This window comes from Streptococcus oralis (genome assembly GCF_965111685.1).
Lineage (GTDB): Bacteria > Bacillota > Bacilli > Lactobacillales > Streptococcaceae > Streptococcus > Streptococcus oralis_B.
This window is the reverse complement of record NZ_OZ217340.1, coordinates 776,013-801,898: the sequence shown is the minus strand read 5'-3', so window position 1 is coordinate 801,898 and position 25,886 is coordinate 776,013. Positions and strand designations below refer to the sequence as shown.

The 25,886-nt window shown below is 42.3% G+C and carries 22 protein-coding genes and 1 pseudogene; 1 reads left to right on the top strand and 22 read right to left on the bottom strand.

Translation table 11 applies throughout. The annotated features are described in order from the left end of the window. Nucleotides 1-7: 7 nt before the first annotated feature. From padA to ACLV7H_RS04190, 19 genes are all read right to left on the bottom strand, one after another. Nucleotides 8-8,722, bottom strand: a complete 8,715-nt coding sequence (gene padA / locus ACLV7H_RS04280) for an LPXTG-anchored isopeptide-forming adhesin PadA (RefSeq protein ID WP_411866449.1) — start codon at nt 8,720-8,722, stop codon at nt 8-10. 61 nt (nt 8,723-8,783) lie between these two features. Further along, entirely contained in the window at nt 8,784-9,371 is a 588-nt protein-coding gene (locus ACLV7H_RS04275; protein ID WP_045591983.1) for a TlpA family protein disulfide reductase, read from the bottom strand. Nucleotides 9,372-9,712: 341 nt separating this feature from the next. After that, nucleotides 9,713-10,699: a PhoH family protein gene (locus tag ACLV7H_RS04270; protein WP_045591985.1), complete on the bottom strand. Its 987-nt coding sequence runs from the start codon at nt 10,697-10,699 to the stop codon at nt 9,713-9,715. A gap of 80 nt (nt 10,700-10,779) precedes the next feature. After that, nucleotides 10,780-10,995 carry a YozE family protein gene (locus ACLV7H_RS04265; protein WP_001232084.1) on the bottom strand — a complete coding sequence of 72 codons (216 nt, stop codon included), beginning with the start codon at nt 10,993-10,995 and terminating at the stop codon, nt 10,780-10,782. A 23-nt stretch (nt 10,996-11,018) separates the two neighbouring features. After that, complete coding sequence (locus ACLV7H_RS04260) at nt 11,019-11,597, bottom strand: GrpB family protein (protein ID WP_045591988.1); 579 nt, start codon at nt 11,595-11,597, stop codon at nt 11,019-11,021. A gap of 11 nt (nt 11,598-11,608) precedes the next feature. Then, a complete protein-coding gene (gene cvfB / locus ACLV7H_RS04255; protein WP_411866448.1) occupies nt 11,609-12,463 on the bottom strand; it encodes an RNA-binding virulence regulatory protein CvfB in 855 nt (284 codons plus the stop codon). 59 nt (nt 12,464-12,522) lie between these two features. Continuing rightward, a complete protein-coding gene (gene frr / locus ACLV7H_RS04250) occupies nt 12,523-13,080 on the bottom strand; it encodes a ribosome recycling factor (RefSeq protein WP_045591992.1) in 558 nt (185 codons plus the stop codon). 7 nt (nt 13,081-13,087) lie between these two features. Next, complete coding sequence (gene pyrH / locus ACLV7H_RS04245; protein ID WP_000013002.1) at nt 13,088-13,825, bottom strand: UMP kinase; 738 nt, start codon at nt 13,823-13,825, stop codon at nt 13,088-13,090. 83 nt (nt 13,826-13,908) lie between these two features. Next, on the bottom strand, nt 13,909-15,243 hold the full coding sequence (trmFO, locus tag ACLV7H_RS04240; RefSeq protein WP_045591997.1) for a methylenetetrahydrofolate--tRNA-(uracil(54)-C(5))-methyltransferase (FADH(2)-oxidizing) TrmFO: 1,335 nt from the start codon (nt 15,241-15,243) through the stop codon (nt 13,909-13,911). A 138-nt stretch (nt 15,244-15,381) separates the two neighbouring features. Further along, on the bottom strand, nt 15,382-16,260 hold the full coding sequence (gene rsmI / locus ACLV7H_RS04235; protein WP_045591998.1) for a 16S rRNA (cytidine(1402)-2'-O)-methyltransferase: 879 nt from the start codon (nt 16,258-16,260) through the stop codon (nt 15,382-15,384). Nucleotides 16,261-16,262: 2 nt separating this feature from the next. After that, nucleotides 16,263-16,580 carry a DNA replication initiation control protein YabA gene (yabA, locus tag ACLV7H_RS04230; RefSeq protein WP_000358229.1) on the bottom strand — a complete coding sequence of 106 codons (318 nt, stop codon included), beginning with the start codon at nt 16,578-16,580 and terminating at the stop codon, nt 16,263-16,265. A gap of 36 nt (nt 16,581-16,616) precedes the next feature. Next, a complete protein-coding gene (locus ACLV7H_RS04225; RefSeq protein ID WP_045592000.1) occupies nt 16,617-17,507 on the bottom strand; it encodes a DNA polymerase III subunit delta' in 891 nt (296 codons plus the stop codon). Next, complete coding sequence (gene tmk, locus ACLV7H_RS04220) at nt 17,504-18,142, bottom strand: dTMP kinase (protein WP_045592002.1); 639 nt, start codon at nt 18,140-18,142, stop codon at nt 17,504-17,506. The genes ACLV7H_RS04225 and tmk overlap by 4 nt, the downstream gene beginning before the upstream one ends. Before the next feature lie 120 nt (nt 18,143-18,262). Continuing rightward, the gene (gene proC, locus ACLV7H_RS04215) at nt 18,263-19,060 is read right to left on the bottom strand and encodes a pyrroline-5-carboxylate reductase (RefSeq protein ID WP_045592004.1); all 798 of its coding nucleotides are present in this window, start codon (nt 19,058-19,060) and stop codon (nt 18,263-18,265) included. Nucleotides 19,061-19,063: 3 nt separating this feature from the next. Beyond that, on the bottom strand, nt 19,064-20,326 hold the full coding sequence (locus ACLV7H_RS04210; protein WP_045592006.1) for a glutamate-5-semialdehyde dehydrogenase: 1,263 nt from the start codon (nt 20,324-20,326) through the stop codon (nt 19,064-19,066). A 9-nt stretch (nt 20,327-20,335) separates the two neighbouring features. Then, entirely contained in the window at nt 20,336-21,445 is a 1,110-nt protein-coding gene (gene proB / locus ACLV7H_RS04205) for a glutamate 5-kinase (RefSeq protein WP_000875730.1), read from the bottom strand. A 101-nt stretch (nt 21,446-21,546) separates the two neighbouring features. Further along, nucleotides 21,547-22,446 (bottom strand): RluA family pseudouridine synthase, encoded by a 900-nt coding sequence (locus ACLV7H_RS04200; RefSeq protein ID WP_045592008.1) that lies wholly within the window; start codon nt 22,444-22,446, stop codon nt 21,547-21,549. Next, complete coding sequence (gene lspA / locus ACLV7H_RS04195; RefSeq protein ID WP_045592010.1) at nt 22,436-22,897, bottom strand: signal peptidase II; 462 nt, start codon at nt 22,895-22,897, stop codon at nt 22,436-22,438. The genes ACLV7H_RS04200 and lspA overlap by 11 nt, the downstream gene beginning before the upstream one ends. After that, entirely contained in the window at nt 22,894-23,802 is a 909-nt protein-coding gene (locus ACLV7H_RS04190; protein WP_042902404.1) for a LysR family transcriptional regulator, read from the bottom strand. The genes lspA and ACLV7H_RS04190 overlap by 4 nt, the downstream gene beginning before the upstream one ends. Here ACLV7H_RS04190 and ACLV7H_RS04185 point away from each other — a divergent pair. Beyond that, nucleotides 23,795-23,866 (top strand): annotated as a pseudogene (locus ACLV7H_RS04185) (AraC family transcriptional regulator); the annotation flags it as partial. The gene ACLV7H_RS04190 and the pseudogene ACLV7H_RS04185 overlap by 8 nt on opposite strands. Nucleotides 23,867-24,261: 395 nt before the next feature. Here ACLV7H_RS04185 and ACLV7H_RS04180 read toward each other — a convergent pair. Genes ACLV7H_RS04180 through ACLV7H_RS04170 form a run of 3 tightly spaced genes read right to left on the bottom strand, consistent with a single transcriptional unit; the run spans nt 24,262 to nt 25,884 of the window. Then, nucleotides 24,262-25,248 (bottom strand): N-acetylmuramoyl-L-alanine amidase, encoded by a 987-nt coding sequence (locus ACLV7H_RS04180; RefSeq protein WP_411866447.1) that lies wholly within the window; start codon nt 25,246-25,248, stop codon nt 24,262-24,264. A 2-nt stretch (nt 25,249-25,250) separates the two neighbouring features. Next, nucleotides 25,251-25,583, bottom strand: a complete 333-nt coding sequence (locus ACLV7H_RS04175) for a phage holin (protein ID WP_411866446.1) — start codon at nt 25,581-25,583, stop codon at nt 25,251-25,253. Between the two features lies 1 nt (nt 25,584). Then, on the bottom strand, nt 25,585-25,884 hold the full coding sequence (locus tag ACLV7H_RS04170) for a hypothetical protein (protein ID WP_411866445.1): 300 nt from the start codon (nt 25,882-25,884) through the stop codon (nt 25,585-25,587). Between the last annotated feature and the right edge of the window lie 2 nt (nt 25,885-25,886).

The window sequence follows — 25,886 nt, the reverse complement described above, 5'->3', positions numbered from 1 at the left end:
TATGATACTAACGTTCAGCTTTACGCTTCCAAACTAGAAGCCCTGCAAGTCCTGCAGCAAGAGCTGCAAATACTTCAAGAACTGTAGAAACTTCAGAACCCGTATTTGGTAATGTTTCACCTGGTTCTGTTGGTTCTTTCGGAATATCCCCCTCTGCTGGTGGGATATTTGGGGCTGGTGGCGTTACCGGAACCGGTGGTGTTACTGGAACCGGTGGTGTTACCGGAACCGGTGGTGTTACCGGTGTTGGTGGCGTTACCGGTGGTGGTGGCGTTACCGGTGGTGTTACCGGTGTTGGTGGGAACACCACAACCTTGTTGGTAGTCTTTGGATTATGGTTAAAGCTTACTGTTGCTATATTTGGTACACCTTTCGCGAATTGTGTAAAATCTGTTCCTTCTTTGAAGTTAGTGTAAAGTACAAGACGTACGGTACTTCCCTTCAAGGCTTCAAGAACATCCTTATCGCTGATTTCAAGAGTTACAATGTTTTTAGCTTCATCGTAAGTAACAGTGGCAATTGCTTCCAAATCTTTACCTACTAATTCACCACGGTCATTTGAAACTTTAGACAATTTATCAATAGCTGCTTGAAGCTTAGTTTGAGCTTCTTTCAGGTTCTTGATTTCATTTTCAAGTTTCTCTTGTTGTTGTTTCTTATCAGCCGGTGATAATTCTGCTTCTTTCTCCGCTGGTGCTTGAAGTTTAGCCAAGTTTTCTTCAGCTGCTTTCAACTCTGCCTCTAGGCTTGCAAGGTTTTGACTTGATTCGGTGTCAGCAGGTTTCTTATCTTCTGTTGCAGAAGAATCAGATGTAGCTGGTGTTGTAGTTTCATCTGGCTTAGCTGGTTGCGATGCCTTAGCTGCTTCCAACTGCGTTTTCAATTCAGCCACTTTCGCTTCCGCTGCTTTTAGGTCTTCCTTCCTGTTATCCTCTGTTGAAGTCTCTTCTGTTGACTTGCCTGTCAAAGCTTTGAGTTCTTTCTCAGACTGTTCAAGTTGAGCTTGAAGAGTTGCTTTGATCTTGTCAAACTGAGCGTTTTCAACTTTAAGAGCGATACGGTCTTTGTTGACTTTCAAAACTGAATTGATTTCATCACTGATCGTGAAGTTCGTCAAATCTGTCTTGACAAGACGACCATACTGATCTTTCTTGGCATTTCCATTTTCATCTACTGGATCCGTTGGAACCGGAGTAGTGATATCGAAGCGGAATGTTTCGTTTGCTTCTTTCAATCTGTAACCACCAGCTGGATTTGATCCATCTTCTGGTCCAACAGACTTAGCTGGTTCACCTGGTGTTGGATCTGTTGGTTTTTCTGGGTCACGCGGTTTCACCGTTACTGGTTTTGATTCCTTGCTGCCAGATTGACCATTGGCATCCTTGAAGTTGACAGTTGCTTTATTTGGTACCAATTGGTTCGTGTAAGCACTCAAATCACTGTTGGCTTTGAGTTTAGCTGGGATGTACAATTGAATCTCTTTGAAGCCTTTTAGTCGAGCGAAATCTTTCACTTTTACAGTGACAGTGTTTCCTTCAACACTTGTTTCAAGAGCTCCATTTGCATCACGACCGTCCACATAGGCTACTGGTGTATCAGCGATTGCCAAAACAGATTCAAGTGTATCTGTTACGGTGAACTCTTTGTACTTATCAATATCTTTTGGTAAAGCTGTATTGACATTGTACATGTAAGGTGCATCGTATTCGACATCCAAGTGGTCCAAGGTACGGTTGATTTTCTTCGTAATTTCTGGTTCTGGTTCTTTTGGAACGATAACCGGAACTTTATTCGAATCTTTGTGTAATCCTGGTCTATTTGGAATGTTCGCATCATAAGAAGCCGTATTTGGAACAGTGAATCCACGATCTGTTAGATATGGAGTCAAATCAGCTCCCGCTTTGATCTTAGCGTCGAATGTTAACTCAACTGCTTGACCGCCATTGGCTTTGACTTGTTCTTCTGTAAGCGTCAAGGTAATGGTTTGACCTTCTACCTTGATTTGACTTGCTTCAAGAGCTTGACCATTCAAGGTCGCACTTGAAGTTCCTGCGAATTCAAGAACGTCTACGAGTGTATCTGTGACTGCGAAGGCTGTCGCATCTTGCGCTACACTTGTTTTCACGTTGTAAGTGAAAATTTGGTCACGATCAGCGAGGGTTTCTTCAGCTTTAGTATTGACATCTTTCTTGATTTCTGGCTCTTCTGGAGTCGGTGGAGTTACTGGGACTTCGTTCGAATCCTTAGTGAAGCCTGGTTTGTTTGGAAGATCTGCCTTGTAAGCTGCCTTGTTCGGAACTTTGATTGACTTATCTTCTGTTACATACGCAGACAAGTTAGCGCCGGCTTTGATCTTCGCGTCGAATGTTAATTCAACTGCTTGACCGCCATTGGCTTTGACTTGTTCTTCTGTAAGCGTCAAGGTAATGGTTTGGCCTTCTACCTTGATTTGACTTGCTTCAAGCGCTTGACCATTCAAGGTCGCACTTGAAGTTCCTGCGAACTCAAGAGCGTCTACGAGTGTATCTGTGACTGCGAAGGCTGTCGCATCTTGCGCTACTGTTGTTTTCACGTTGTATGTGAAGACTTGATCGCGTTTGTCAAGAGTTTCAGCTTCTTTGCCATTCACATCTTTCTTGATTTCTGGCTCTTCTGGTGTTGGAGGCGTTACTGGAACTTCATTTGAATCCTTAGTGAAGCCTGGTTTGTTTGGAAGATCTGCCTTGTAAGCTGCCTTGTTCGGAACCTTGATTGACTTATCTTCTGTTACATACGCAGACAAGTTCGCACCGGCTTTGATCTTAGCGTCGAATGTTAACTCAACTGCTTGACCGCCATTGGCTTTGACTTGTTCTTCTGTAAGCGTCAAGGTAATGGTTTGGCCTTCTACCTTGATTTGGCTTGCTTCAAGCGCTTGACCATTCAATTTAGCACTTGAAGTTCCTGCGAATTCAAGAATGTCTACGAGTGTATCTGTGACTGCGAAGGCTGTCGCATCTTGCGCTACTGTTGTTTTCACGTTGTAAGTGAAGACTTGATCGCGTTTGTCAAGAGTTTCAGCTTCTTTGCCATTCACATCTTTCTTGATTTCTGGCTCTTCTGGTGTTGGAGGCGTTACTGGAACTTCATTTGAATCCTTAGTGAAGCCTGGTTTGTTTGGAAGATCTGCCTTGTAAGCTGCCTTGTTCGGAACCTTGATTGACTTATCTTCTGTTACATACGCAGACAAGTTCGCACCGGCTTTGATCTTCGCGTCGAATGTTAATTCAACTGCTTGACCGCCATTGGCTTTGACTTGTTCTTCTGTAAGCGTCAAGGTAATGGTTTGACCTTCTACCTTGATTTGACTTGCTTCAAGCGCTTGACCATTCAATTTAGCACTTGAAGTTCCTGCGAATTCAAGAACGTCTACGAGTGTATCTGTGACTGCGAAGGCTGTCGCATCTTGCGCTACTGTTGTTTTCACGTTGTAAGTGAAGACTTGATCGCGTTTGTCAAGAGTTTCAGCTTCTTTGCCATTCACATCTTTCTTGATTTCTGGCTCTTCTGGTGTTGGAGGCGTTACCGGGACTTCGTTAGAGTCCTTGTGCACTCCTGGTTTGTGTGGGAAGCTTGCGTCATAAGAAGCCTTATTCGGAATCTGTGTACGGCCGTCTTCCTTCACATACGCAGACAAGTTCGCGCCGGCTTTGATCTTCGCTTCGAATGTTAATTCAACTGCTTGACCGCCATTGGCTTTGACTTGGTCTTCTGTAAGCGTCAAGGTAATGGTTTGACCTTCTACCTTGATTTGACTTGCTTCAAGCGCTTGACCATTTAATTTAGCACTTGAAGTTCCTGCGAATTCAAGAACATCTTCGATCTTATCGGTTACGCTGAAGGCTGTCGCATCTTGTGCTACACTTGTTTTCACATTATATGTGAAGACTTGATCGCGTTTGTCAAGAGTTTCAGCTTCTTTGCCATTCACATCTTTCTTGATTTCTGGCTCTTCTGGTGTTGGAGGCGTTACTGGAACTTCATTTGAATCCTTGTGGTATTTTGGATTATGATCAATATCATAAGAAGCCTTATTCGGAATTTCAGTCTTACCATCTTTATTCACATAAGCGGATAAGTTGGCATTATCTCTAATCTTAGCCTTGAAATTCACTTCAATAGACTTACCGGCATCTGCTTTTACAGAAGCTTCTGTAAAGGCAACTTTGATTACTTGACCAGAAAGTGTCACTGTCGCCTTCGATCCTGCATCCTCACCATCAAGTTTAACAGTAGCTGAAGCATTCTCACCAACAAATTCTAAAACTTCTTTCAACTCGTCTGTCATCTCAAACACAGTTGCGCTGGCAGGCATTGTTGTTTTCAAAGTATAAGTAAATTCTTCATTACGTTTTGCAAGATCGTAACGTTCTGCTCCGTTTACTTCCTTCTTAAGCTCTGGAGTAGTGGTTGGTGGTGGTGTAACTGTAACTGGTTTTGATTCTTTCTTAGAATCAGGATTATCATTAATGATGTAGCTAGCAGTATTTGGTACTACCGGCTTGTCTTTTGATTCATTTGGATAAGCTGCTAAGAGTGCATCAAAGGTAATGCCTTCCTTCACCTTAGCCTTAAATGAAACTTGTACAGCTTTACCAGCATATTGTTTCACTTGCTCTTTACCAAATGTGACCGTCAAACGTTGACCTTCTGTTGTTACAGTGAGGTCTTGAACAGCTTGGCCATCAACAGTGACCGTTGCTTCTCCTTCAAATGCCAATTCTTTGACGATATCATCTGAAATGGTGAATGTATCTGCCACATGTGGAACCGTTGAGTCAATCGTATACGTGAAGACTTCTGATAACTTACCAAGATCTGCGTGTTCCTGACCATTCACTTTCTTAGTGATTGGTGGTGGAGTAACTGTAACCGGCTTGGTTTCTTTCTCACCTTGTTGGTCATTCTTGTTAGTGTATGTAATCTTAGCTTTGTTCTCAATAGATGGAACAGTTGAGCCTTTCTTCACTTTGGCATGAATCACGAGCTCTACTTCTTGGTTACCGTAGTCACCCGCATTCGCAAAATCCTTCATCGTTGCAGTCACGGTTTGACCTTGAACTGTTACATCGAAGAATTTCGCTGCCGCTCCCTTGATTTCAGCTTGACCTGGAGTCAAGTTCTCATCCAAGGTATCCGTTACAACGAAGGACTTGTACGTTGTAATATCATTTGGCAATTTCGCTTTGATATTATAAGTAAAGTCGGTTTCTGCACCGATTGTTGCCTCTGTCAATGTTTCGTTGATTTTCTTATCAACACCTGGTTCTGATGGAGGCGTTACGGTGACTGGTTTCGTTTCTTTTTCTCCGCTATGATCGTTCTTATCTGTGAAGCTGAACTTCGCAGTATTTGGAATGTTGATACGAGTCACTCCATCATTGATCTTAGCCGGAATAATCAATTCAACTTCTTGACCAGCAAGGTCTGTAGCGTTCGCAAAGTCCTTCATCGTTGCAGTCACGGTTTGACCCTCAACTGTTACATCGAAGAAGGCTGCAGCTGCTCCTTTGATAACTGGTTTGCTTGAAGTTTCATTGATAACTGACAAATCTCCTTCAAGTGTATCTGTAATCACAAATTTCTTGTAATCTGTAATATCGGTTGGAAGTTTTGTCTTGATGTTGTAGTTATACGCTTGACCTGTCGCTATATCTAAGTGATCAAGGGTTTCATTGATCTTCTTCGTTACAGGAGGTGGCGTTACAGTGACAGGTTTCGTTTCAACTTCTTTCTCTACATTATTCTCATTTGTAAAGGAAATAGAAGCCTTGTTTTCAATGGTTGTACCTGTCACACCATTTTTAACTTTTGCAGGAATGACTAGTTCAACAGTTGAGTATTTTGCAAGTTCACCAAACTGACCATCCTTCACCGTTGCCGTAATCTCTTGGCCATTGGTGTGGATATCAAAGAGGGCAGCTGCAGAACCTTTAATACTTACGTCACCTGCAAGTGCCAAATTAGCATCTAGTGTATCACGAATCACAAATTTCTTGTAATTAGCAACATCACTTGGTACTGCTGTTGTAATGTTGTAGTTGTATGGTTGCCCATCAAACGTTTGGAAGCTATCCAAGTTTTCATTGATTTTCTTATCAATAGTCGGTTCCTTTGGTTTTGGTGGGGTAACCGTTACTTCGTTAGAGGTTTGTTTCACATCATTCAAGATCACATCCGCTGTATTTGGTACTTTTACTTGACCATCTTTCTTGTATTTAGAAAGATCAGCACCTTTACGGATTTTCGCTTTAAAGGTTAATTCTACATATTGAATGTCTTTCACCTTACGGCGATTCACTTTACGAGTGATTTTTTCAAGATTAGTTTTGTCTAGTGTCAACGAAACGGTTTGACCTGAAACAGTTGTCACACCTTTCAAATCAGTGTTATCTTTTCCACCGAGTTTCACATTTAAGCTATCTGCTTGAACTTCTAACTCTGGAACAACTGTATCTGTCAGCGTAAAGTTGTCCGCAATACCTGGCCATGGAGCCGTCACCTTGTACTCAAAGAGTTCCTCTTCTGCCTTCAAATCTTCATGTTCTTTGTCATTAACCTTCTTCGTAATTTCTGTTACAACTGGTGGTTTCACATAAACAGGATTTGAACGGCGAATGGTACTTGGTTTAGTGTCTGTCTTGGCATGTGCATCTTGGTTTGGTTGATTGTCATCACCATTCCACATGATGTTCCCTTGGTTTAGGAGACCAAATCCATTACTTTCCTGAAGGAGAGCCATGAATTCTTTACTTGATTGATTATTGCGGTATTGTTCTTTCAAACGAACCTTAATGGTCATTTGAGCTTTCTTCAATACCAAGTAATTATAGTTGGATCCTTTAGCAGGAACATCCGCAACCACAACACTTTGAGAGTTGCCTTCTGAATCATCTTGACTAACTAAACGAGTGGCCCATTTTTCTCCATTTGGTCCAGTAGCTGAACTTTCAACCACTTCCAAACGGTAGTCAAGTGGGTCTGTCAACATGACGTTCTTTTCAAATTCGTAGGCTACGTTATTGAAGTTGTAATCAAGAGTATAGGTGAACTCCTCTGCCTTGTCTGACAATTGTGCAGAATAGGCTTTTTTCTTTGTCAAACCAAGCGGGTCATCAATTTCTCCCAAGTCATTACTCTTATCTGCATCGGTAATTTGCTTAGTGACACTTGGGTAACAGTACTCGAGTTTTTGAACTTCAACTTCTTCATTACGTCCACCGATCTTACGGGTTGTAAATTCACCTGTCTTGAAGACACCAGTCAATTCAGGGACTGTAATTGTTTCATTCGTTGGTTTGTAATCAGCTGGCGGATCAACTTCATCCTCTTCATTCGTTTCAGGAGCACGTGCTTCCTTACTCAAATCATAGTCGAAATTGTTATCTCCAGGGTTGAAGACACTATCGGGTACATAGATTGTGACATTGTCACCTTCTTGATTGATTCGACCACGAATTTGTTTTGATGGATCTGTGACTTTTTCAACAACCGTCTTGCCATTGATTCGAACAGCATCAACCTTATACCCAGGTGTAACAGTGAACTCGCCCTTGATGTCTTCCTTAATCAACGCAGCTCCAACAGATTCTAGAACTCGACTTGAAAACTTATTGATATCGCTTTGTTCATTAACATAGAAAGAAACATTCTTACCATTAATATTTTTAGCTGGAGAAGCCATACCCTCTAATGCTTCATGGAAGATATCTTGAACTGAACGGTTGTCACCGATATCAAAGTATTTTGAATAACCTTCTTTATATGTGTCATAATACTGAGCTTTAGAGTTTGCAAAGATTGATACGTCTTCCCAGAAACCTACTACTACAGTCCCTTCAGAACCAACAACATTTTGAAGTCTTGTAGATGCTTCCTTAACCTCTTTCACACGCCCTAAAACGTTTTGGGCTGCTTCAGTTAGCTCATCAAAATTCCAAGCACGTGTAAGAATATTGTTACGATAGTCGCTGTACTCTAGACGAACCTTACCATCCGGGTCACGTTTCCCGTTGGCAACTCCATCCGTAATCAAAAGGAAGATGGTCTTACGACCGTTAGCCATATTCCCTTTTCTTTGATTATATTGAGCAATGACATCGTCAATAGCTGGAACTGTAGGGGTTCCTCCTGCTACCTTAATATTATTAATGAATTGATGGATATCATTTTGATCTGAAGACAAGTTGCTAGACTTGTATTTGTAATCATAATCAGGTCCCCAACTACCATAAGTATCTTTACGACCTGTAAAATCATTATTGTAGTAATAGTTGTATCCATCCGCACCTTGGAAGGTAGCCATCATAACTCGGTCTGATGTATCCGGGTTATCAGTCTTAACCAAACGAGGATTATTCTCATCATAATTTTCTTCACTGACAAATGTTGTCAATGTTTTTAAGGCATTTTGGACATCAGGAATGGTGTTCTTGAACGATCCACTCGCATCCTGAAGGATAACTAAGTCGACCGGTTTACGTGGAACTGTCCACTTTGTTTTGTCCGATTTCTTTATCTTACGATAACATCCATTCTGGATAATTTCCGTATTATCTCCTACTCGAATTACCTCAGTTTCATCAGCCGCACCACGACCGAAACGTAAACTAGCTAATCCTAATGGCACAGAGAGAAACAGAATCGTAAACAGAATGGAGACCTTTTTAATGAAATCTCTCATAATTTTCTCTGAAATCCTATTGCGATTTCTTCTTCCTCCTTTATTCTGAAATAGATGTATGTCAGTCTAGCAGTTCTTGTAACTCTTTCGAGAAATTTTCAGCAGTGGTATGATTTACTAATACATTTTTTACCTGTTGCTGTTTTGTCACAAGATACATACTTGGTATGGTTTGCACCTGTAAAAGATCGGCTGCGTACTGATCTTCGTCATAATAATACGGGAAAGTATATCCTTTTTCTTTGATATACTGATCAGCAGTTTCCCTTGTTTCTTTTCCTGGTTCGTTCATATTCAGAAGAACAAAATGAATTTGATCTCCATACTTTTCATACATCTGCTGAACAATGGGTAGTTGTTTCTGGCAATGCGGACACCAACTAGCCCATTCGACAACTAACATAGGTTTATCATACAGTTCCGAGATAGCAATCAATTTTCCATCTTGAGAGGTCATTTTAAATTCTGGAAGTTGTTGACCTTTTAAACTCAAAGCTGAATTGTTCTCATCGCTTGAAGTCGATTGCGAAACGGAAGAAGCACCTATATCTCCATCCTTAGTGGGTTTAGTGATATAAATTAAACCCACCGCTAAAGCTATGATGACTCCTACTGCTAAAAATGGAAGCCACCACTTATCTTTTTTCATAATATCTCCTTTCTATTAAGATATGAAAGTGAGTTAGAAACTTTCAAATTTTGGACTTAAGCCCATTCTAACCCAAATATCATTTTATCATTTTAAAATCTTTATTTCAATAAATTTTATCGTAATTTTTCCTATTGGTTGCTAAGTAAATTAAGAAAAATAAAATTTATAATAAGTTAACTTAAATGCGAAAGTTCCATCACTAATATTTCTAGATTTTTACTTCTTTTTACCAACATCAGATGAGAACCATCATTATTCTGTACATAATAAGTTAGCCATATAACTTTTTATACAGGGCAACTTAAAAAGCAGTTCACATCTGAACTGCTCTTCTTTTGTTATTCTGTCACTTCCTTCTTTTCTTCATTTTTAGCTGGAGCTGGTTCATAGGCTCGGATAATTTGAGCGACAACTGGATGACGAACCACATCCTTGGCTGAAAAATGAACAAAATCAATTTGGTGAATGTTCTTGAGCTTTTCTTGGGCATCAATCAAACCTGACTTGACATTACGCGGAAGGTCAATCTGGCTGATATCTCCATTAACAATCATCTTAGAATTAAAACCTAAACGCGTCAAGAACATCTTCATCTGCATGATAGTCGTATTTTGCGCCTCATCGAGAATAACAAAGGCATCGTCCAAGGTCCGTCCACGCATATAGGCAAGAGGCGCGATTTCTATAATTTCACGCTCCATAAGACGGGTGGTCTGATCTTTGCCGAGAATCTGATACAAAGCATCATAAACTGGTCGAAGGTAAGGATCCACCTTTTCCTTGAGATCACCCGGAAGAAATCCAAGACTCTCTCCTGCTTCAACGGCTGGACGAGTAAGGATAATCCGCTTGACTTGCCCACGTTTAAGGGCTGTCACTGCCAAGGTCACTGCAAGAAAGGTCTTCCCTGTCCCTGCAGGTCCGATACCAAAAGTTACATCATGCTGTTTAACACTGTCCACATAAAGTTTTTGACCCAGTGTTTTGACACGGATAGGCTTCCCTGTATTGTCCTTGATAATTTCTTCTTCGTAAAGGGCAACAAACTTGTCAATTTCATCGTTTTTGACCATACTAATCGCAGTCACCACATCTGGTGTGCCAACTGTCATTCCACGATTCACCAAAACCATCAATGCCTGGATAACCTGACGGGCTTCCTCACATGCAGTCTCTTCGCCCAAAACCTGGACAATCTCCGTACGAGCATGAATCACCACATCGAGCTCTTCTTCCATCAAACGAAGATGGCGTTCATTGGAACCAAAAAGATGAAACAGGTCATCTGGATGACTCAGTTGAATGTCTATTGAATGTTCCTTCAAATAAAGAACCTCTCTAATCCGTTTATTTCTTTTTATTATAGCAAAGAGAACAATAAAATACTAGCCTCATCTCATTGTCTCTAGTGTTCTAAGTATTCTTGCCAGATGGCGTCAAAGTCTCCTAGGTTAAAAGAGAAACTGGCATGCTCCTCCAAAAAGCGACTCACCTCATCAAAATCATCCGTGTGTTTTGGGAAGGCTGACTCCTCAAAAGCGAGGTCTGCCAAGATGGCTTTAGGGCTGTTACTTTTAGGATTGCGCTCGGTCATGAGCCAAGTGTAAAATGATTTTCTCAATTCTTTCTCCTATCAAGAGTTTTTTAATGACACTTTTCTGATTCTTGAAAATTACTGGACTTAGCCTTTGATACGTAGTGGTTTATAAAATCCGTTTTCGCATCTGTATAGGCGTCTCGGTTGTGTTCAAATTTTTTCCACAAACTTAGTTTTAATTCCTGATACGCTTGGGCAATATCTGGATGCTGGCAGAGATAATCTCTAAAATAAATCTCGTCATGATCTCCCGTCATTCGCAAATGTAAATGAAAAACTTTCTCAGCAAATCCCTGCTCTGTATATCCTTTATTTAGCGAAATTCTGTTAGGACTCTCCGACATCACTAGCCACCCATTCTTCACCAATAAATCCCTAACTCTTGCTAAATCCTCTATTCTACCTACTTCTAACAGAATATCAACGATATTTTTAGCCCAAATATTAGGGATAGCAGTGCTACCGATATGTTCTATTTTTTTAATAACATTGGCACCCAATATTTTTTTCAGATTTGCTTTTTCCGATTCATACCAGTCTTTCCACTCTGACTTGTGCTCTACTAGAAAAATAGGAAAAAGTTGCCAGAGTTCCTCTAAACTCATTTCTTCAAGTTTCTTTTTCATGTCTATAAGGCCTAAATCAACTCTGTACCAAACTGATCTTGCTTGATTTTGCCAGCTTTCATCAAGCCGCCGAGTGCTTTCTTGAACTGACCTTTAGAAATGCCAAAGGTTGCTTTGATGTCCTCAGGGGATGACTTATCATTCAAGGTCATAAAACCGCCATTGCTTTCCAAGTAGGTCAAAATCATCTGGGCATCATTTTCCAACATTTCAAATGAACGCGGTTTAAGAGAGAGGTTCAGAGTGCGGTCAACCTCGCGGAAACCAATCACACGCGCATCTAATACTTGTCCCAAACGTGGCTCTGCATAGCGCTCACTAGGATGGATAAAACCAAGCATATTATTCTCTGGAAGATAGACAAAGGTCCCTGACAGCTTGAGGCGGTAAACAATGGCTGGCCAGTTTTGGTTCTGCATGTTGTTGTAAGCAGGACGAGCCAGACGTTGGAAGTCTTCCTGATAAGCCAAGAGTCCCCAGATACGGTCTTTCTTGTCCACCTCAAAACGGATGTAAAGTTTATCACCTTTCTTAGGCCAGAGTTCCTTGAGCTCAGGGAGGATATCGAGTGACACAACGATTTCTTTATCAGGTAGGCCGGTATCAACAAAAACACCCAAGTCCTTACGAACTTCCGTTACGGTTCCCCAACCAAATTGGTCCTGAGTTGCAGTCACTTCTATGGTTGTCAGGCGGAGTTTTTGCTTCATATCCGTGTAGGCAAAGCCTTTAACCGTATCCCCTACTGTATGTTGACCTTCTTCCTTGGCAAGTGCATAGGTTTGACCATCCTTTTGCACAAAGTAAAAACGGTCATTTTCATCGATGATGAGTCCAACGATAAAACTTGCAAGATTTGTATTCATATTTCCTTCTTTCGAATAAAACTCAGCCAGCAATGCCAACTGAGTTTTTCTGTTTATTTTTAGACTTCCAAAAGTTCTTTTTCTTTATTGGTAGTCATGTCGTCGATGTGTTTCACAGCGTCGTCTGTTACTTTTTGAATATCTTTTTCAAGAGTTTTCAATTCGTCTTCAGTGATTTCTTTTGCTTTTTCTTGTTTCTTAGCTTCGTCCATAGCATCACGACGGATGTTACGAATAGCCACTTTAGCATTTTCACCGACCTTCTTCACTTCTTTAGCAAGGTCACGACGAGTTTCCTCTGTAAGAGCTGGGATAACCAAGCGGATCACAGAGCCGTCATTAGCTGGTGTAATACCAAGATCAGAAGCGTTCAAGGCACGCTCGATATCCTTCAATGAAGATTTATCAAATGGTGTTACCAACAAGACACGCGCTTCAGGAATTGTGATAGAAGCGATTTGGTTAAGAGGTGTTTCGACACCATAGTATTCAACAGTAATACGGTCAAGCAAGCTAGCGTTAGCACGACCTGCACGGATACCACCAAATTCACGAGCAAGTGAGTGGTGAGATTGAGTCATTCTCTCTTTAGCTTTTTCTACAATTGCGTTAGCCATAATTTTCCTATTCCTTTTCTTCGATATTATTTGAAACTGTTGTTCCGATATTTTCACCAAATACGACACGTTTGATGTTACCTGGTTGGTTCATATTGAAGACAACCAAGTCAATGTCGTTATCCATTGAGAGGGTTGAAGCAGTTGAGTCCATGATACGAAGACCTTTATTGATAACATCACGGTGGGTCAATTCTTCAAACTTAACGGCTGTCTTATCTTTCTTAGGATCGGCATTGTAAACACCGTCGACACCATTTTTAGCCATCAGAATGGCATCTGCTTCGATTTCAGCTGCACGAAGAGCCGCTGTTGTATCTGTTGAGAAGTAAGGTGAACCAATTCCGGCACCAAAGATAACGATACGGCCTTTTTCAAGATGACGAAGGGCACGTCCACGTACGTAAGGTTCTGCAACTTGTTGCATAGCAATGGCTGTTTGCACTCGCGTATCGACACCAACTTGTTGCAATGAATCTGCCATCACAAGAGCATTCATGACGGTCCCAAGCATTCCAGTGTAATCTGCCTGAACACGGTCCATTCCTGCTTCTGCAGCAGGTTCTCCACGCCAGAGATTTCCTCCACCAATAACAAGGGCAATTTCGATACCTAAGCTATGAACTTCTTCAATCTCTTTTGCGATTGTTTGAACTGTTTGGATATCAATCCCTACGCCACGTTCACCAGCAAGGGCTTCACCTGATAACTTGATTAAAATACGATTATACTTGGGGTTCGCCATTTTTACTCTCCTTTTTTTATCCTACCTATTTTATCACAATTTCTAAGATTTTTATAGTATCATGAGCAATTCTTTGAAAAAAATTAGACCGTTAAAAATTCCTCTAAGTCGGTAAGGGCACGCTCTGCAATTTTTTCATAACGAGCCTTCTTATCACGGATACGCTCGCCTTCCAACTCCTTGATAATGCCAAAGTTGACATTCATGGGTTGGAAATGTTTGCTATCTGCATGAGTGATGTAATGAGCCAGACTTCCAATCGCTGTTGTCTCTGGGAAAATAGCCTCGCTTTCTCCCTTGAAGAGTCGAGCTGCGTTAATACCTGCAACCAAGCCTGAGGCTGCTGACTCAACATAGCCTTCCACACCCGTCATCTGACCAGCAAAGAAGAGGTTAGGCTGCTTCTTAGAACGATAGGTTTGTTCTAGCAAGTTCGGTGAATCCATATAAGAATTGCGATGCATGACCCCATAGCGAACAAACTCCGCATTTTCAAGACCTGCAATCATTTGGAAGACACGCTTTTGTTCTCCCCATTTGAGGTGGGTCTGGAATCCAACGATATTGTAGAGACTACCAGCCGCATTATCCTGACGGAGCTGGACAACCGCATATGGAGTTTTGAAATCTCCATCACGAGGGCCTGTGTAGTCATCTGGATACTCCAGACCAACTGGTTTCATGGGACCATAAAGCATGGTTTTAATGCCACGCTTGGCCATGACTTCGATTGGCATACAACCTTCAAAGTACTTTTCTTTTTCAAAAGAATTCAGCGGTGCTTCTTCCGCATTGACCAAGGCTTCATGGAAATCCATAAACTCTTGCTTGGTCATAGGGGCATTGAGGTAGGCCGCCTCTCCCTTATCATAACGAGATTTGAGATAGACCTTACTCATATCAATGGTGTTGACATCGATAATAGGCGCTGCAGCGTCGTAGAAATAGAAACCATCACCGTCATTGAGGGCATGAATCTTTTCAGCTAGGGCGTCGCTGGTCAAAGGACCAGTAGCAACAACCGTAATAACATCTGTCGACAATTCTGTAATTTCATCACGCACCACTTCAATCAAGGGATGATTGGCTACTTTTTCGGTCACCATCTGGGAGAAACCATCGCGGTCCACCGCAAGGGCACCGCCTGCAGGAACACGTGTAGCTTCTGCTGACTCCAAGATAACAGAACCCAAGCGACGCATTTCTTCCTTGAGGAGCCCAACAGCATTGGTCAAAGCATCCCCACGAAGAGAATTGGAACAAACTAACTCTGCAAAATTGTCTGTTTTGTGCTGAGGTGTTGACTTGACACCACGCATTTCATAGAGTTTAACTGGAATACCACGTTCTGCGATTTGGTAGGCTGCTTCAGAACCTGCCAAACCTGCACCGATAACATTGATATAAGATTGAGACACGACACTAATACCTCTTTGGGAGTGTGAATTTAAAGATTCACGCTGAAAAAGTCCCCCGGACTTTTTCACTCCCACAAATCTTTCTAATTTTTCTTCTACTAGTATAACAAAAAAAGGGAAGAAGGCAAACTTCCCTGTTTATTCGTTGGATTGTTTCTCTTCCCAATCGTGGTAGGCAGCGTAGAGCTGGCTTTTATTCCACTGGTAGTGTTTTGCGACTTCCTTAATGGCTTGATTTTTCTTCATGCCTTGCTGGATACGTGCTTGGATTTCTGAAAACAAGTCCTCCTCATCCTTTTCCTCCACATCCTGTCTGGCACCTTCAACGATGAGAAGGCATTCACCCTTGAGTGGCGTTTCAGCGATGCTTTCTAGCAATTCAGAGATCTTTCCTCGTTGGTATTCTTCATAGATTTTGGTCAATTCCCTGACCAAGACCAGCGATCGGTTACCGTAGACTTCTAGCATATTTTCCAATGTATCTGCCACACGATGGGGCGATTCATAGAAAATCTGAGTTTCTGGATAATCTTTTTTTGAGTTAAAAAATTGTTTTTGCTGGCCTGATTTTCTCGGTAAAAAGCCGTAAAAGATATGTGGCTGTGGTGCTAAACCACTAGCAATCAAGGCAGAAATCCCTGCAGAGGCACCTGGAACTGTGACAACTGCAATCTCTTCTTCGATGGCTGCCTTGACTAAATCGTGCCCAGGGTCCGAGATGCTTGGCAAACCCGCATCAGAAACCTGAGCAATACTTTGCCCTGCTTTCAGAAAATCAATCAAATCAGGAATTTTTTCCTTGGCATTATGCTCATGAAAACTGATCTGTTTGGTCTTAATGTCAAAATGCTTGAGTAAGAGACCCGTATTGCGCGTGTCCTCAGCTGCAATCCAGTCTACCTCTTTCAAGGTCTGGATAGCACGAAAAGTCATGTCATCCAGATTGCCAATCGGCGTTGCTACTAGGTAAAGCTTGCCATAGGGAGTTTGTCCCTTAAAACTTTTTTGAATCTGCATGCTTACTCCCTGTATAACAACTCGTCACAGAACATACATTCCTCGTCCTGTTCTCGGCGTTGTCCATAAAAATCATTACATACGTGAAAACCGTCTTTATAGATCCGACGGACGCTTTCACGAACGTGCTTGGCCTTAACGGGGGTATCTGCTTCCACCTCGCCCAAGCGTTCGCGCAACTTACTATTTTCCAAGCGAAGAGCTGTATTTTCCTCTACCAGGCTCTTGAGATTTTTCTTGATGGCTTCCACATCAGCCAAGGTCACCAGTAACTGTTGGGAAAAATCGTCCAGCGCATCAAATAATTCTTTCTTATCCATAAACCAGCCCTTTCCTTTCTTTATCCTTCATTGAGGTTATATTTCTTTCAAGACCAGATATTCCATGGCATTTTGAAAGCTGACATTAGCCTGCCACATTTTTCTAGCTTCTAGTAAATCTTGTAAAATCTGTCGAATCCTTGCTTGCAAGAGGTCCTGCCCGCAGAGCACTTCGAGGATTCGCAAGACCTGATCTTGTTTTTCCTTGTCATCTGCCAGACTAGCTAATTTAGCCACCTGCAAATAACTCTCTTTTTTCTTAGCTAATAACCAAGTCAGCAGTCGTTCGCTCTCATCCACCAAGGTCCAAAAACTAGCCTGATTGACCAACTTTTCAGCTTCAGCACGCGATTGACTAAACTGAGCTAAAAGAGTCGCTTTTTTCTTGACGAGACCTGCTTGTTCTAATTGATGGATGAGCTTTTCTTCTTGCTTTTTAAAGTGGAAAATCTGGGTCCGACTACGGATGGTCGGCAAGATTTTTTCCTCATCGCTGGTCAAGAAGAAAATGTAAACTTCACTCTGAGGTTCTTCGATGACCTTGAGCAGAGAGTTGGCTGCGTTGGGATGCATTTTCTCCGCCTGCTCGATGATAAAGACCTGTTGCTGGCTTTCAATCCCTGCTTGAGAAAACTGAGCCACCAATTCTCGAATGCGTTCTGTCTTGATGACCTGATTGACTGGCTTAATCAAGGTAACATCGGGAAATTCGTCCATTTCAATCAGCTTACAATTTCGGCATTTCTCACATGGTAAAACGCCTACCTTATCCCTACAAAAGAGGCTCTTAGCCAAAAATTGCGCCATTTCCAAACTTCCAAAGAAACCTGAAAAAAGGTAGGCGTGATTGAGCTGGTCTTGTTCTAGAATATGGACAAAGCGGTCAAATTGCTCTGGTTGCCAAGCCTTTAGTTGATCTTGTTTCATCTTGTCAATCCCATTCTCTCAAACAAGACCGCCTTGGTTGTTTCCACAACTTGTTCCAAAGGAAAACTGGCATCAATCTTGACAATGCGATTTCCTTCTTTTTCCAGAAGAGAAAGGTAACCTTGACGGACTTTTTTGTGCAAGTCCAATCCTTCCAAGTCCAAACGATTGACCTCGCGATCACTATTGGCAGCAATGCGAGCCAGCCCGTCTTCCACCTCAATGTCAAAATAGAGTGTCAAGTCGGGTTTGAGACCATCTGTTGCAAAGTGATTGAGCCAATCAATGGTATCAATATCCAAGCCACGGCCAAATCCCTGATAAGCAACGGAACTATCGATAAAGCGGTCCATAATGACCAACTTACCAGCTTCAAGAGCAGGGAGAACTTTTTCCACCAAGTGCTGTCTGCGACTGGCAATATAGAGAAGGAGCTCTGTTTTAGGATCCATCTGCGTATGACTTGGATTCAAAATCACTTCCCGAATCTTTTCCCCAATCAAGACTCCACCTGGCTCACGGGTCGTCAACATTTCTACTCCTTTTTCCTCTAAAATTGGGAGTAGAGCCTCTAAAACGCTGGTCTTCCCTGCTCCCTCTGGTCCCTCAAGAGAGACTAAAAATCCTTTTGACATGTCTAACTCATTTCTTTTTTTCTACCTTCTATTCTATCAAAAAAATAGATTTTTGTGACAATCTTTTTGCGTCTTCTCCATTCAATCGACCATAAAAGAGGCTGGGAATCATCCAACCTCTTATTTACCTAATTCTTGTGTTCGTTTGTAGGCTTGATGAACTGCGTCCATGACGGTGCCTCTAAAGGCATGTTCTTCCAGACTTGCTACACCAGCGATAGTCGAACCACCTGGACTGCAAACTTGGTCTTTCAAAACTCCAGGATGTTGCTGGCTTTCGAGAACCATTTGTCCAGCGCCGACTACTGTTTGGGCTGCCATTTTCAAAGCCATTTCTCGTGGCAATCCTGTCTGTACACCCGCATCTGCCAAAGCCTCAATAAAGAGATAGACAAAAGCTGGTCCACAACCTGCAAGACCTGTCGCAGCATCGATTAAGCCATCTCCCAGCTCAACCAAGAGACCAGCCTTGGCTAATAATTGACAAAAGAGTTCACCGTCCTCGGCACGACAGTTTGCTGATAAAGCATAACTAATCACTCCTTGGCCGATAGCCACTGGAGTATTGGGCATGATGCGAATAATCCGGTGTTGACTTGGGATAAGACTAGCTAGTTTTTCCAAAGTCAATCCAGCTGCCATGGAAATCAAAAGAAGACTTTCTCTCTTTTCAAGGATGGCCTGATATTGAGCAAGCAGTTCAGAAAACTGAGCAGGCTTAACTCCTAGAAAAATCACATCTGCTTCTGCAAAAATTTCGTCATTGCTGGAAGCCTGACCACCGAAATTTGTGATGAAAGCATCTACTTTCGCTTGACTACGATTGGCAAGGAGAATCTGAGCACCCGTTTTGGTCTGCAAGACAGCTTTCGCCAAGCTAGCACCCATATTCCCCAAACCGATAAATCCAATCTTCATCTCTTACTCCCTTATCTGTCCGTCACCAGTAACCACATACTTGTAGCTGGTCAACTCTTTCAAGCCCATAGGGCCACGCGCGTGCAGTTTTTGAGTAGAAATCCCCATCTCACATCCAAGTCCAAATTGGCCACCATCAGTGAAACGAGTCGAGGCATTGACATACACCGCTGCTGAGTCCACTTGATCTGTAAAGTAAGCTGCAGCTTCAGCATTTTCCGTCACAATGGCATCCGAATGATGGGTACTGTGAGCTTCAATATGCTCAACTGCTTCTTCTAAACTGCTCACAACCTTAACCGCTAGGATATAATCTAAAAACTCAGTGTCAAAGTCTTGGGCCTCAGCTGCTCGACCTGGAACAAACTGACTTGCTTTCTCATCCAAGCGGAATTGAATTGGTTCCAGTCCAGCTTCCTTACGATCTGCAACCAGAACTTGTTCCAAGCGAGGAAGGAAGCTTGCTGCCTCGTCTTCATGAACGAGGAGAACCTCCATGGCATTACAAACAGAAGGACGGCTGGTTTTAGCATTGTTGATGATAGACAGAGCCTTGTCTTCATCGGCATCCTTGTCCACATAGATATGGACAATCCCAGTTCCTGTCTCGATAACAGGCACGATAGCATTTTCAACAACAGCATTGATCAAGCCAGCGCCTCCACGAGGTATGAGAAGGTCTAGATAACCCTTGGCCTTCATCATAGCATAGCTACTTTCACGGCTAGTATCTTCCACCAGTTGAATCACCTCTGGATGGATTGTGGTCGTCTCCAAGCCCTTCTTCAAAGCTGTGACAATAGCATGAGCAGTTTGGTAGGCATCCTTACCACTACGAAGAACGACCGCATTGCCACTTTTGAGAGCCAAAGCAGCCGCATCCGACGTCACATTTGGACGACTTTCGTAGATAATCCCAATAACCCCCATGGCCACACGTTTCTTGGTAATAAGCAAACCATTTTCAAGATGATTGGTTTCTAAAACTTCACCGATTGGATCTGGTAAAGCAACCACTTCACGAATTCCTCTTGCCATCGCTTCTATACGTCCCGCATCCAAATAAAGACGGTCTAGCATAACATCTGAGATTTTCCCCTTGGCCGCTGCCATATCGAGGGCATTGGCCTCTAAAATCTCCTCAGTAGCTGCCAATAACTGATCAGCCATGGCTAACAAGGCTTGGTTTTTCACTACTTCACTAGCAGTATTGATTGATTTCTTAACAGCCTGTACCTGTTCAAATTGTTCTTGTGTACTTACCATCGTTCACCTCTAAAATTCTGTAAAGAGCAGCTGGATTTCAGGAGTGATGGAAATCCAGTCATCACGGTGAATCAAGACTCCCTTAGCTTTTTGAGAACGGAGCATATCTTCTAGAGCTGAGACGCCAAATTGGACACGTCCCTTTCCAAGAGATTGACCTGTTTCTTTATCTGCTACTGTGACAATATCGTGGTAGGAGAAGTTTCCCTCCACTTCTACCACACCAGATAAAAGGAGACTTTTCCCGTTTTTTGAAAGTGCCTCTGCAGCTCCACCATCTACCCAAATCGTTCCCTGACTTTGAGCATAGAAAGCCAGCCATTGTTTCTGGGTACGAAGTCCCTTCTCTTGCGCAACGAAGAAGGAACCATCCTTGGTCTCCTCTGCTGCTTCAATCAAGGCATCAGATTTCATGGAAGAGCAGATATAGACTGGCACACCTGACTCCGTCGCAATAGTTGCAGCTTTGATTTTTGTCAGCATACCCCCAGTACCATTTGACGAACCTGCTCCACCAGCCATATCAATAATCTCACGATTGATAGTCTCGATTTTCTCAAGACGTTTGGCTGTTGGATCTGAGTTGGGATTTCCAGTATAGAGACCGTCCACATCAGTCAAGAGAACTAAAAGGTCCGCTTGGACCATCGCCGCTACCTGGGCACTCAGAGTATCATTGTCCCCCACCTTAAGCTCATCAATAACGACACTGTCATTCTCATTGATGATGGGAATGGCACCACGATGAAGCAATACAGACAAAGCTTGGTGGGCATTCTTATAACGACGTTTATCTACAAAATCATCCTGTGTCAGTAAGATTTGCGCAGAGACGATTTGGCGCATGAGGAGGTTGGTTGTGTATTCTTCTAGGAGCAAACCTTGTCCTACTGCTGCTGAAGCCTGCTTATCAGCAATCTTGGTCGGACGTTTTTTAAAACCCAGAGCTCCAAATCCAGCCGCAACTGCACCAGATGACACTAAAATCAACTCATGTCCAGCCTCATGCAACATAGCTAATTGTTGGGTGATTGCCTTTACTTTACTTCTTGATAAACTCCCGTCTTCATTTGTCAAGGAGGAGGTCCCCACCTTAAAGACGATTCGTTTGTACTTCATATTCTCACTCCGATTCTTCATATTTATCCATTATAACATGAATGCTTTAAAATAGAAAAGACTTGAAATGAAAAAGGTTGAGACAAGGCATCTCAACTCTTTTATCTATTCTCAGTTTGACGCAACCTTTCCAGCGTTTCTTTAAAAATCTCTGGAATATCTGCTGTGAACTCCAAGGTCTCACCTGTTCTCGGATGGGTAAAACCTAGAGTTTTAGCATGGAGGAATTGCCCATGTCCTTTCAAGGTTTTGCGTGGACCATAGACCTCATCACCAGCGACTGGATTGCCGATATAAGCCATGTGAACACGGATTTGGTGGGTACGCCCTGTTTCCAGTTGCAACTCTAACAAACTATAGTCTCCAAAGCGTTCCAAGACCTGAAAACGAGTCACAGCTGGCTTCCCTTTAGCAGTTACAGCCTGTTTCTTACGGTCTTTTTCGCTCCGACCAATCGGTGCTTCAATGACACCACGATCATTTGGCAGATTGCCATGAACAATCGCCCAGTATTTGCGTAGAGACTTCTTGTCCTTGAGTTCTTGGGCAAGTGCTAAGTGGGCCTCATCATTCTTCGCAATCATGAGGAGACCAGACGTATCCTTGTCAATGCGGTGAACGATTCCTGGGCGGAGAACCCCATTGATTCCTGACAAGTCCTTGATATGGTACATGAGGGCATTGACCAAGGTTCCACTGGTATGACCTGCGCTGGGATGAACCACCATCCCTTGAGGCTTATTAACAACGGCAATGTCTTCATCTTGGTAGATAATTTCCAGAGGAAGGTCCTCAGCCACATACTCTAAAACCTCTGGTTCTGGCACATGGTAAGTTACGACATCTCCCTCTTGGACCGTATATTTTGCTTTCTTGACTTGACCATTAACCAAAACCTGTCCTGCTTTGATTTGTTCATTAGCGAGACTGCGTGACAATTCTGTCAAATCTGACAGAGCCTTGTCTAAGCGGAGTCCGCCTCTTTCAATTTTAATTTCCATTTACTTCCTCTTTAAGCATTGCAATCAATAAAACAATGACACCAACTGTCAAATAGCTGTCAGCCACATTGAAAATCGCAAAGTTGATAAAGTCTAGGTGAAACATATCCACCACAAAACCTTGACTCATTCTGTCGATAAAGTTGCCCAGACCTCCCGCGATAATTAGAGTCAATCCAAAAACCAGCCAGAGAGAATCCTCCATGTGTTTATGTAGATACCAAATGGCTCCAGCCATGACGACCAAGGTAATGATAGCAAAAAACCACTGCTGGTCTTGTAACATAGAGAAGGCTGCTCCTCTATTTTGTAGATAAGTCAAGCTAACGAGATTGGGGATCCACGAACGCACTTCACCCAGTGGAATCTGCTGGAGAACATAGGCTTTAACCCACTGATCCAGCCCAATCAAAAGCAGTACAATGACTGCCACTATTCCTCTTTTTTTCATGATTTCCTCTTCTGATCAAAATATTCTTGCATAACCTCAACGAAAAGAGTCCCAGCTTGACTAAGCTCCACTTCTTCCCGTTTGACATAGACCATGCGGTTATCTAGATTATCCTTGAGACGAATGACTGTGATTCCATTGACACTGTCACTATCTAAAAATCCTGAACCTGTTGCATAAGCATCCGTCCGCTCCAAAATACCGTTCAAGGTAGCACGGTCCGTCACATTAAACATCAGGGAGCTCGCGCTGGTGTCGACAAAGTTCTCTGAATAGTATAGGTACTCGTCCTTTTCCTGAGTAAAGCGAACTGTTGGTAAATCAGCTAAATCCTCCATGACCAATTCCTCTTTCTGTGCTAAAGGATGTCCTTCACGAAGATAAATGTGAGTCTGGAAAGGAATTAGTTCAATAACTTCTAAACCAAGCTTTTCAACCCGTTGCATGATGCCCTTTTTATTTTGGTTGTTGAGGTAGATAATCCCAATCTCACTATGTCCTTGGGCCACTTCGTCTAAGATTTGAACTGTAGTAGACTCAAAAATACGAAAGTTTTTGTAGTCAGGATAGCGCTCTGAAAAAGCCGTAATGGTTGGTGGCAAGAAGTCATAGTGCTGACTGGCAATGGAAAATTCATCCTTTTCTTCCTCAGGATTGGCATACTGATTTTGAAAAACATCAAATCCTTTGACCAATTCTTGCGCTTTCTCATAAAATTCCATACCGCGACGTGTCAAAAACGTTCCTGAACTCGTCCGACGGAAAATTTTAAAGCCTAACTCTTTTTCCAAATCGCGCACAGAAATAGACAGACTCGGCTGACTAACATACATCTTTTCAGCAGCTTCACGGAAAGTACCACTATTGGCAATAGCAACAACATAGCGTAATTGTTGAATATTCATCTTCTACCCCCAACTTCTCTATCTGTTCATTATACCATATTTTAGAAATTTTCCACTTAGGAAAAATAATGTCGCTCATAAAATTAATCTACACTAGTAACAAAGAGTTATGGGTATCAAAACAAAAAAATAGGCTCTCCGAAAACTCGGAAAGCCTTATTTAATGCTATTTCTAGCTTCCTCGCCTTTATATTTCAAGGCTCGGGATAAAAAGGTTCACTGGACCTTTTTATTTAGCGATTGGGTAAACAGAAACTTGTTGTTGCAATAAAAGAAAACTATTATGCAATAGTCTTCAAAACCTCGAAAAATCAACAAGTTAGATTCCCGAAAATGACCGTAAAATTACATAGTCAATAATTATGGGTATCATTTTGGGTATCAAAAAACCGCAAGCTAGTGCCTGCGGTTACAATTCGAACAATATTTTAGAAAATTTCCTTTCTATTTTTTAAAAAATTATTTTGTAGTGATCAAGCCGTCAGGCTCGACTGTAAACTCTGGCTTATCTGCCATTGTGCCGTCTGAGTTAAGGTAGTACCAACCAGAACCGTCTGCTGACTTAATGAACTGCTTGGATTTCATGTCGCCATCCTTGGCATCGAGGTAGTACCAGTGCTCCTTGTACTTGACCCAGCCAGTGGCCATGGCACCAGTTTCTTTGAAATAGTACCACTTATTAGCGATAAGCGCCCAACCAGTAGCCATTGCACCACTTGGGAGTAAGTAATACCAGTATCCGTCCGTATGCTTGTGCCAAGCGTTAGCCTTCATGTAGCCGTTGCTATCGAAGTAATACCAGACATCGTCAATCTTCTGCCAGCTATTAGCAGGGTAGGAGCCGTCTGAATTAACATGCCACCAGCCAGTCGCATTTTTCTTCCAGCCGATTTCGATATCATCGCCACCAAGCATTTCTTGGACAGTAGAACCAAGCGACTGATAATGCTTAATTTTAGCAATCACATATTCACGCAAGCTGTCATTGTAACCACCGTGCAGTTCGAGTGAACGTGCAGGACATGAAGTACTTGAAAATTCATTGTGAAACTTGATATTTGAATAGTTCGGAGTATCACCATAATAAGTCATGTCCTCAGCCATTTGGCGCAATACCATGTTTTCGTTTTCGATAAACTCGGCATCTGATGCGCTCAACTGCTGGCATACTTCATAGCTAAGAGAGTTCATGTTGGCATCGTAGTTCGCTGCAGACCATGAGCCATTATACGTGTCTTCGACTCGCACAATTGCATCTCTTGTGATGTAGTAATGAGCAAAACCAAGTTCAGCCTGGCCATTGTCATATCGTGACTGGAGCCATTCGATGTAGGCCCTTGCACTTTTTGAACCAGCATCATTATGTAAGACATAATATTTCGGACGTTCAGTTGGACGGGAGCCTGAAATCCCATTAAAAATTGTATGGTTAATGATTTCTACCATCCTTACTCCCCTTTCCAGGCATCATTCATCTGCTTAACCGCTGACTCGACGAATGTATCAAGGTCTTTATCGGTCATGCTGATGTTGTATTTTGTAAGCTCAGCACGGATTTTAGTGCGTGCTTGCTCCAGCTTCTCTTCACCCTTATAGCCAGTTTCTGAAGCGACTTGCTCGACGGCATTGACCGCATTTTTAGCCAAGATTTCGACGATTTTGATAGTCTTCTCTCCACCTTTTTGAACAAGATAGTCCTTGACTGACTTAACTGCTACTCCTGCCAAAATGACAAGGATGCTGATTGCTCCGTTTGTGATGATTTCAGTAATTTGTTGCATGTTATTCTCCTTTTTCGATTTCTTCCATGCGGTCGTTCATGCGGACCATTTCTTTTTGAATGTCTCCGACCGTGTGAGTTATTGTGGTTAATTCTGTAGTGGTTTTTTCTAGGTGAGTCATCAAACGCTCTTCTCGTCTGTTAGAGTCGGCCTTTGATTGCTCATGTAGATCCATAATCTTCTTTTCTCTCTTGTCCGAAGTCTTGATAAGATATCGAATGATTATAAAGAAAAGAAAGATAAACAAAATCGCCCAAGCTACCTGGCTTTGAGCGATTTTTTCAGCTTCTTCAATCGGCATAT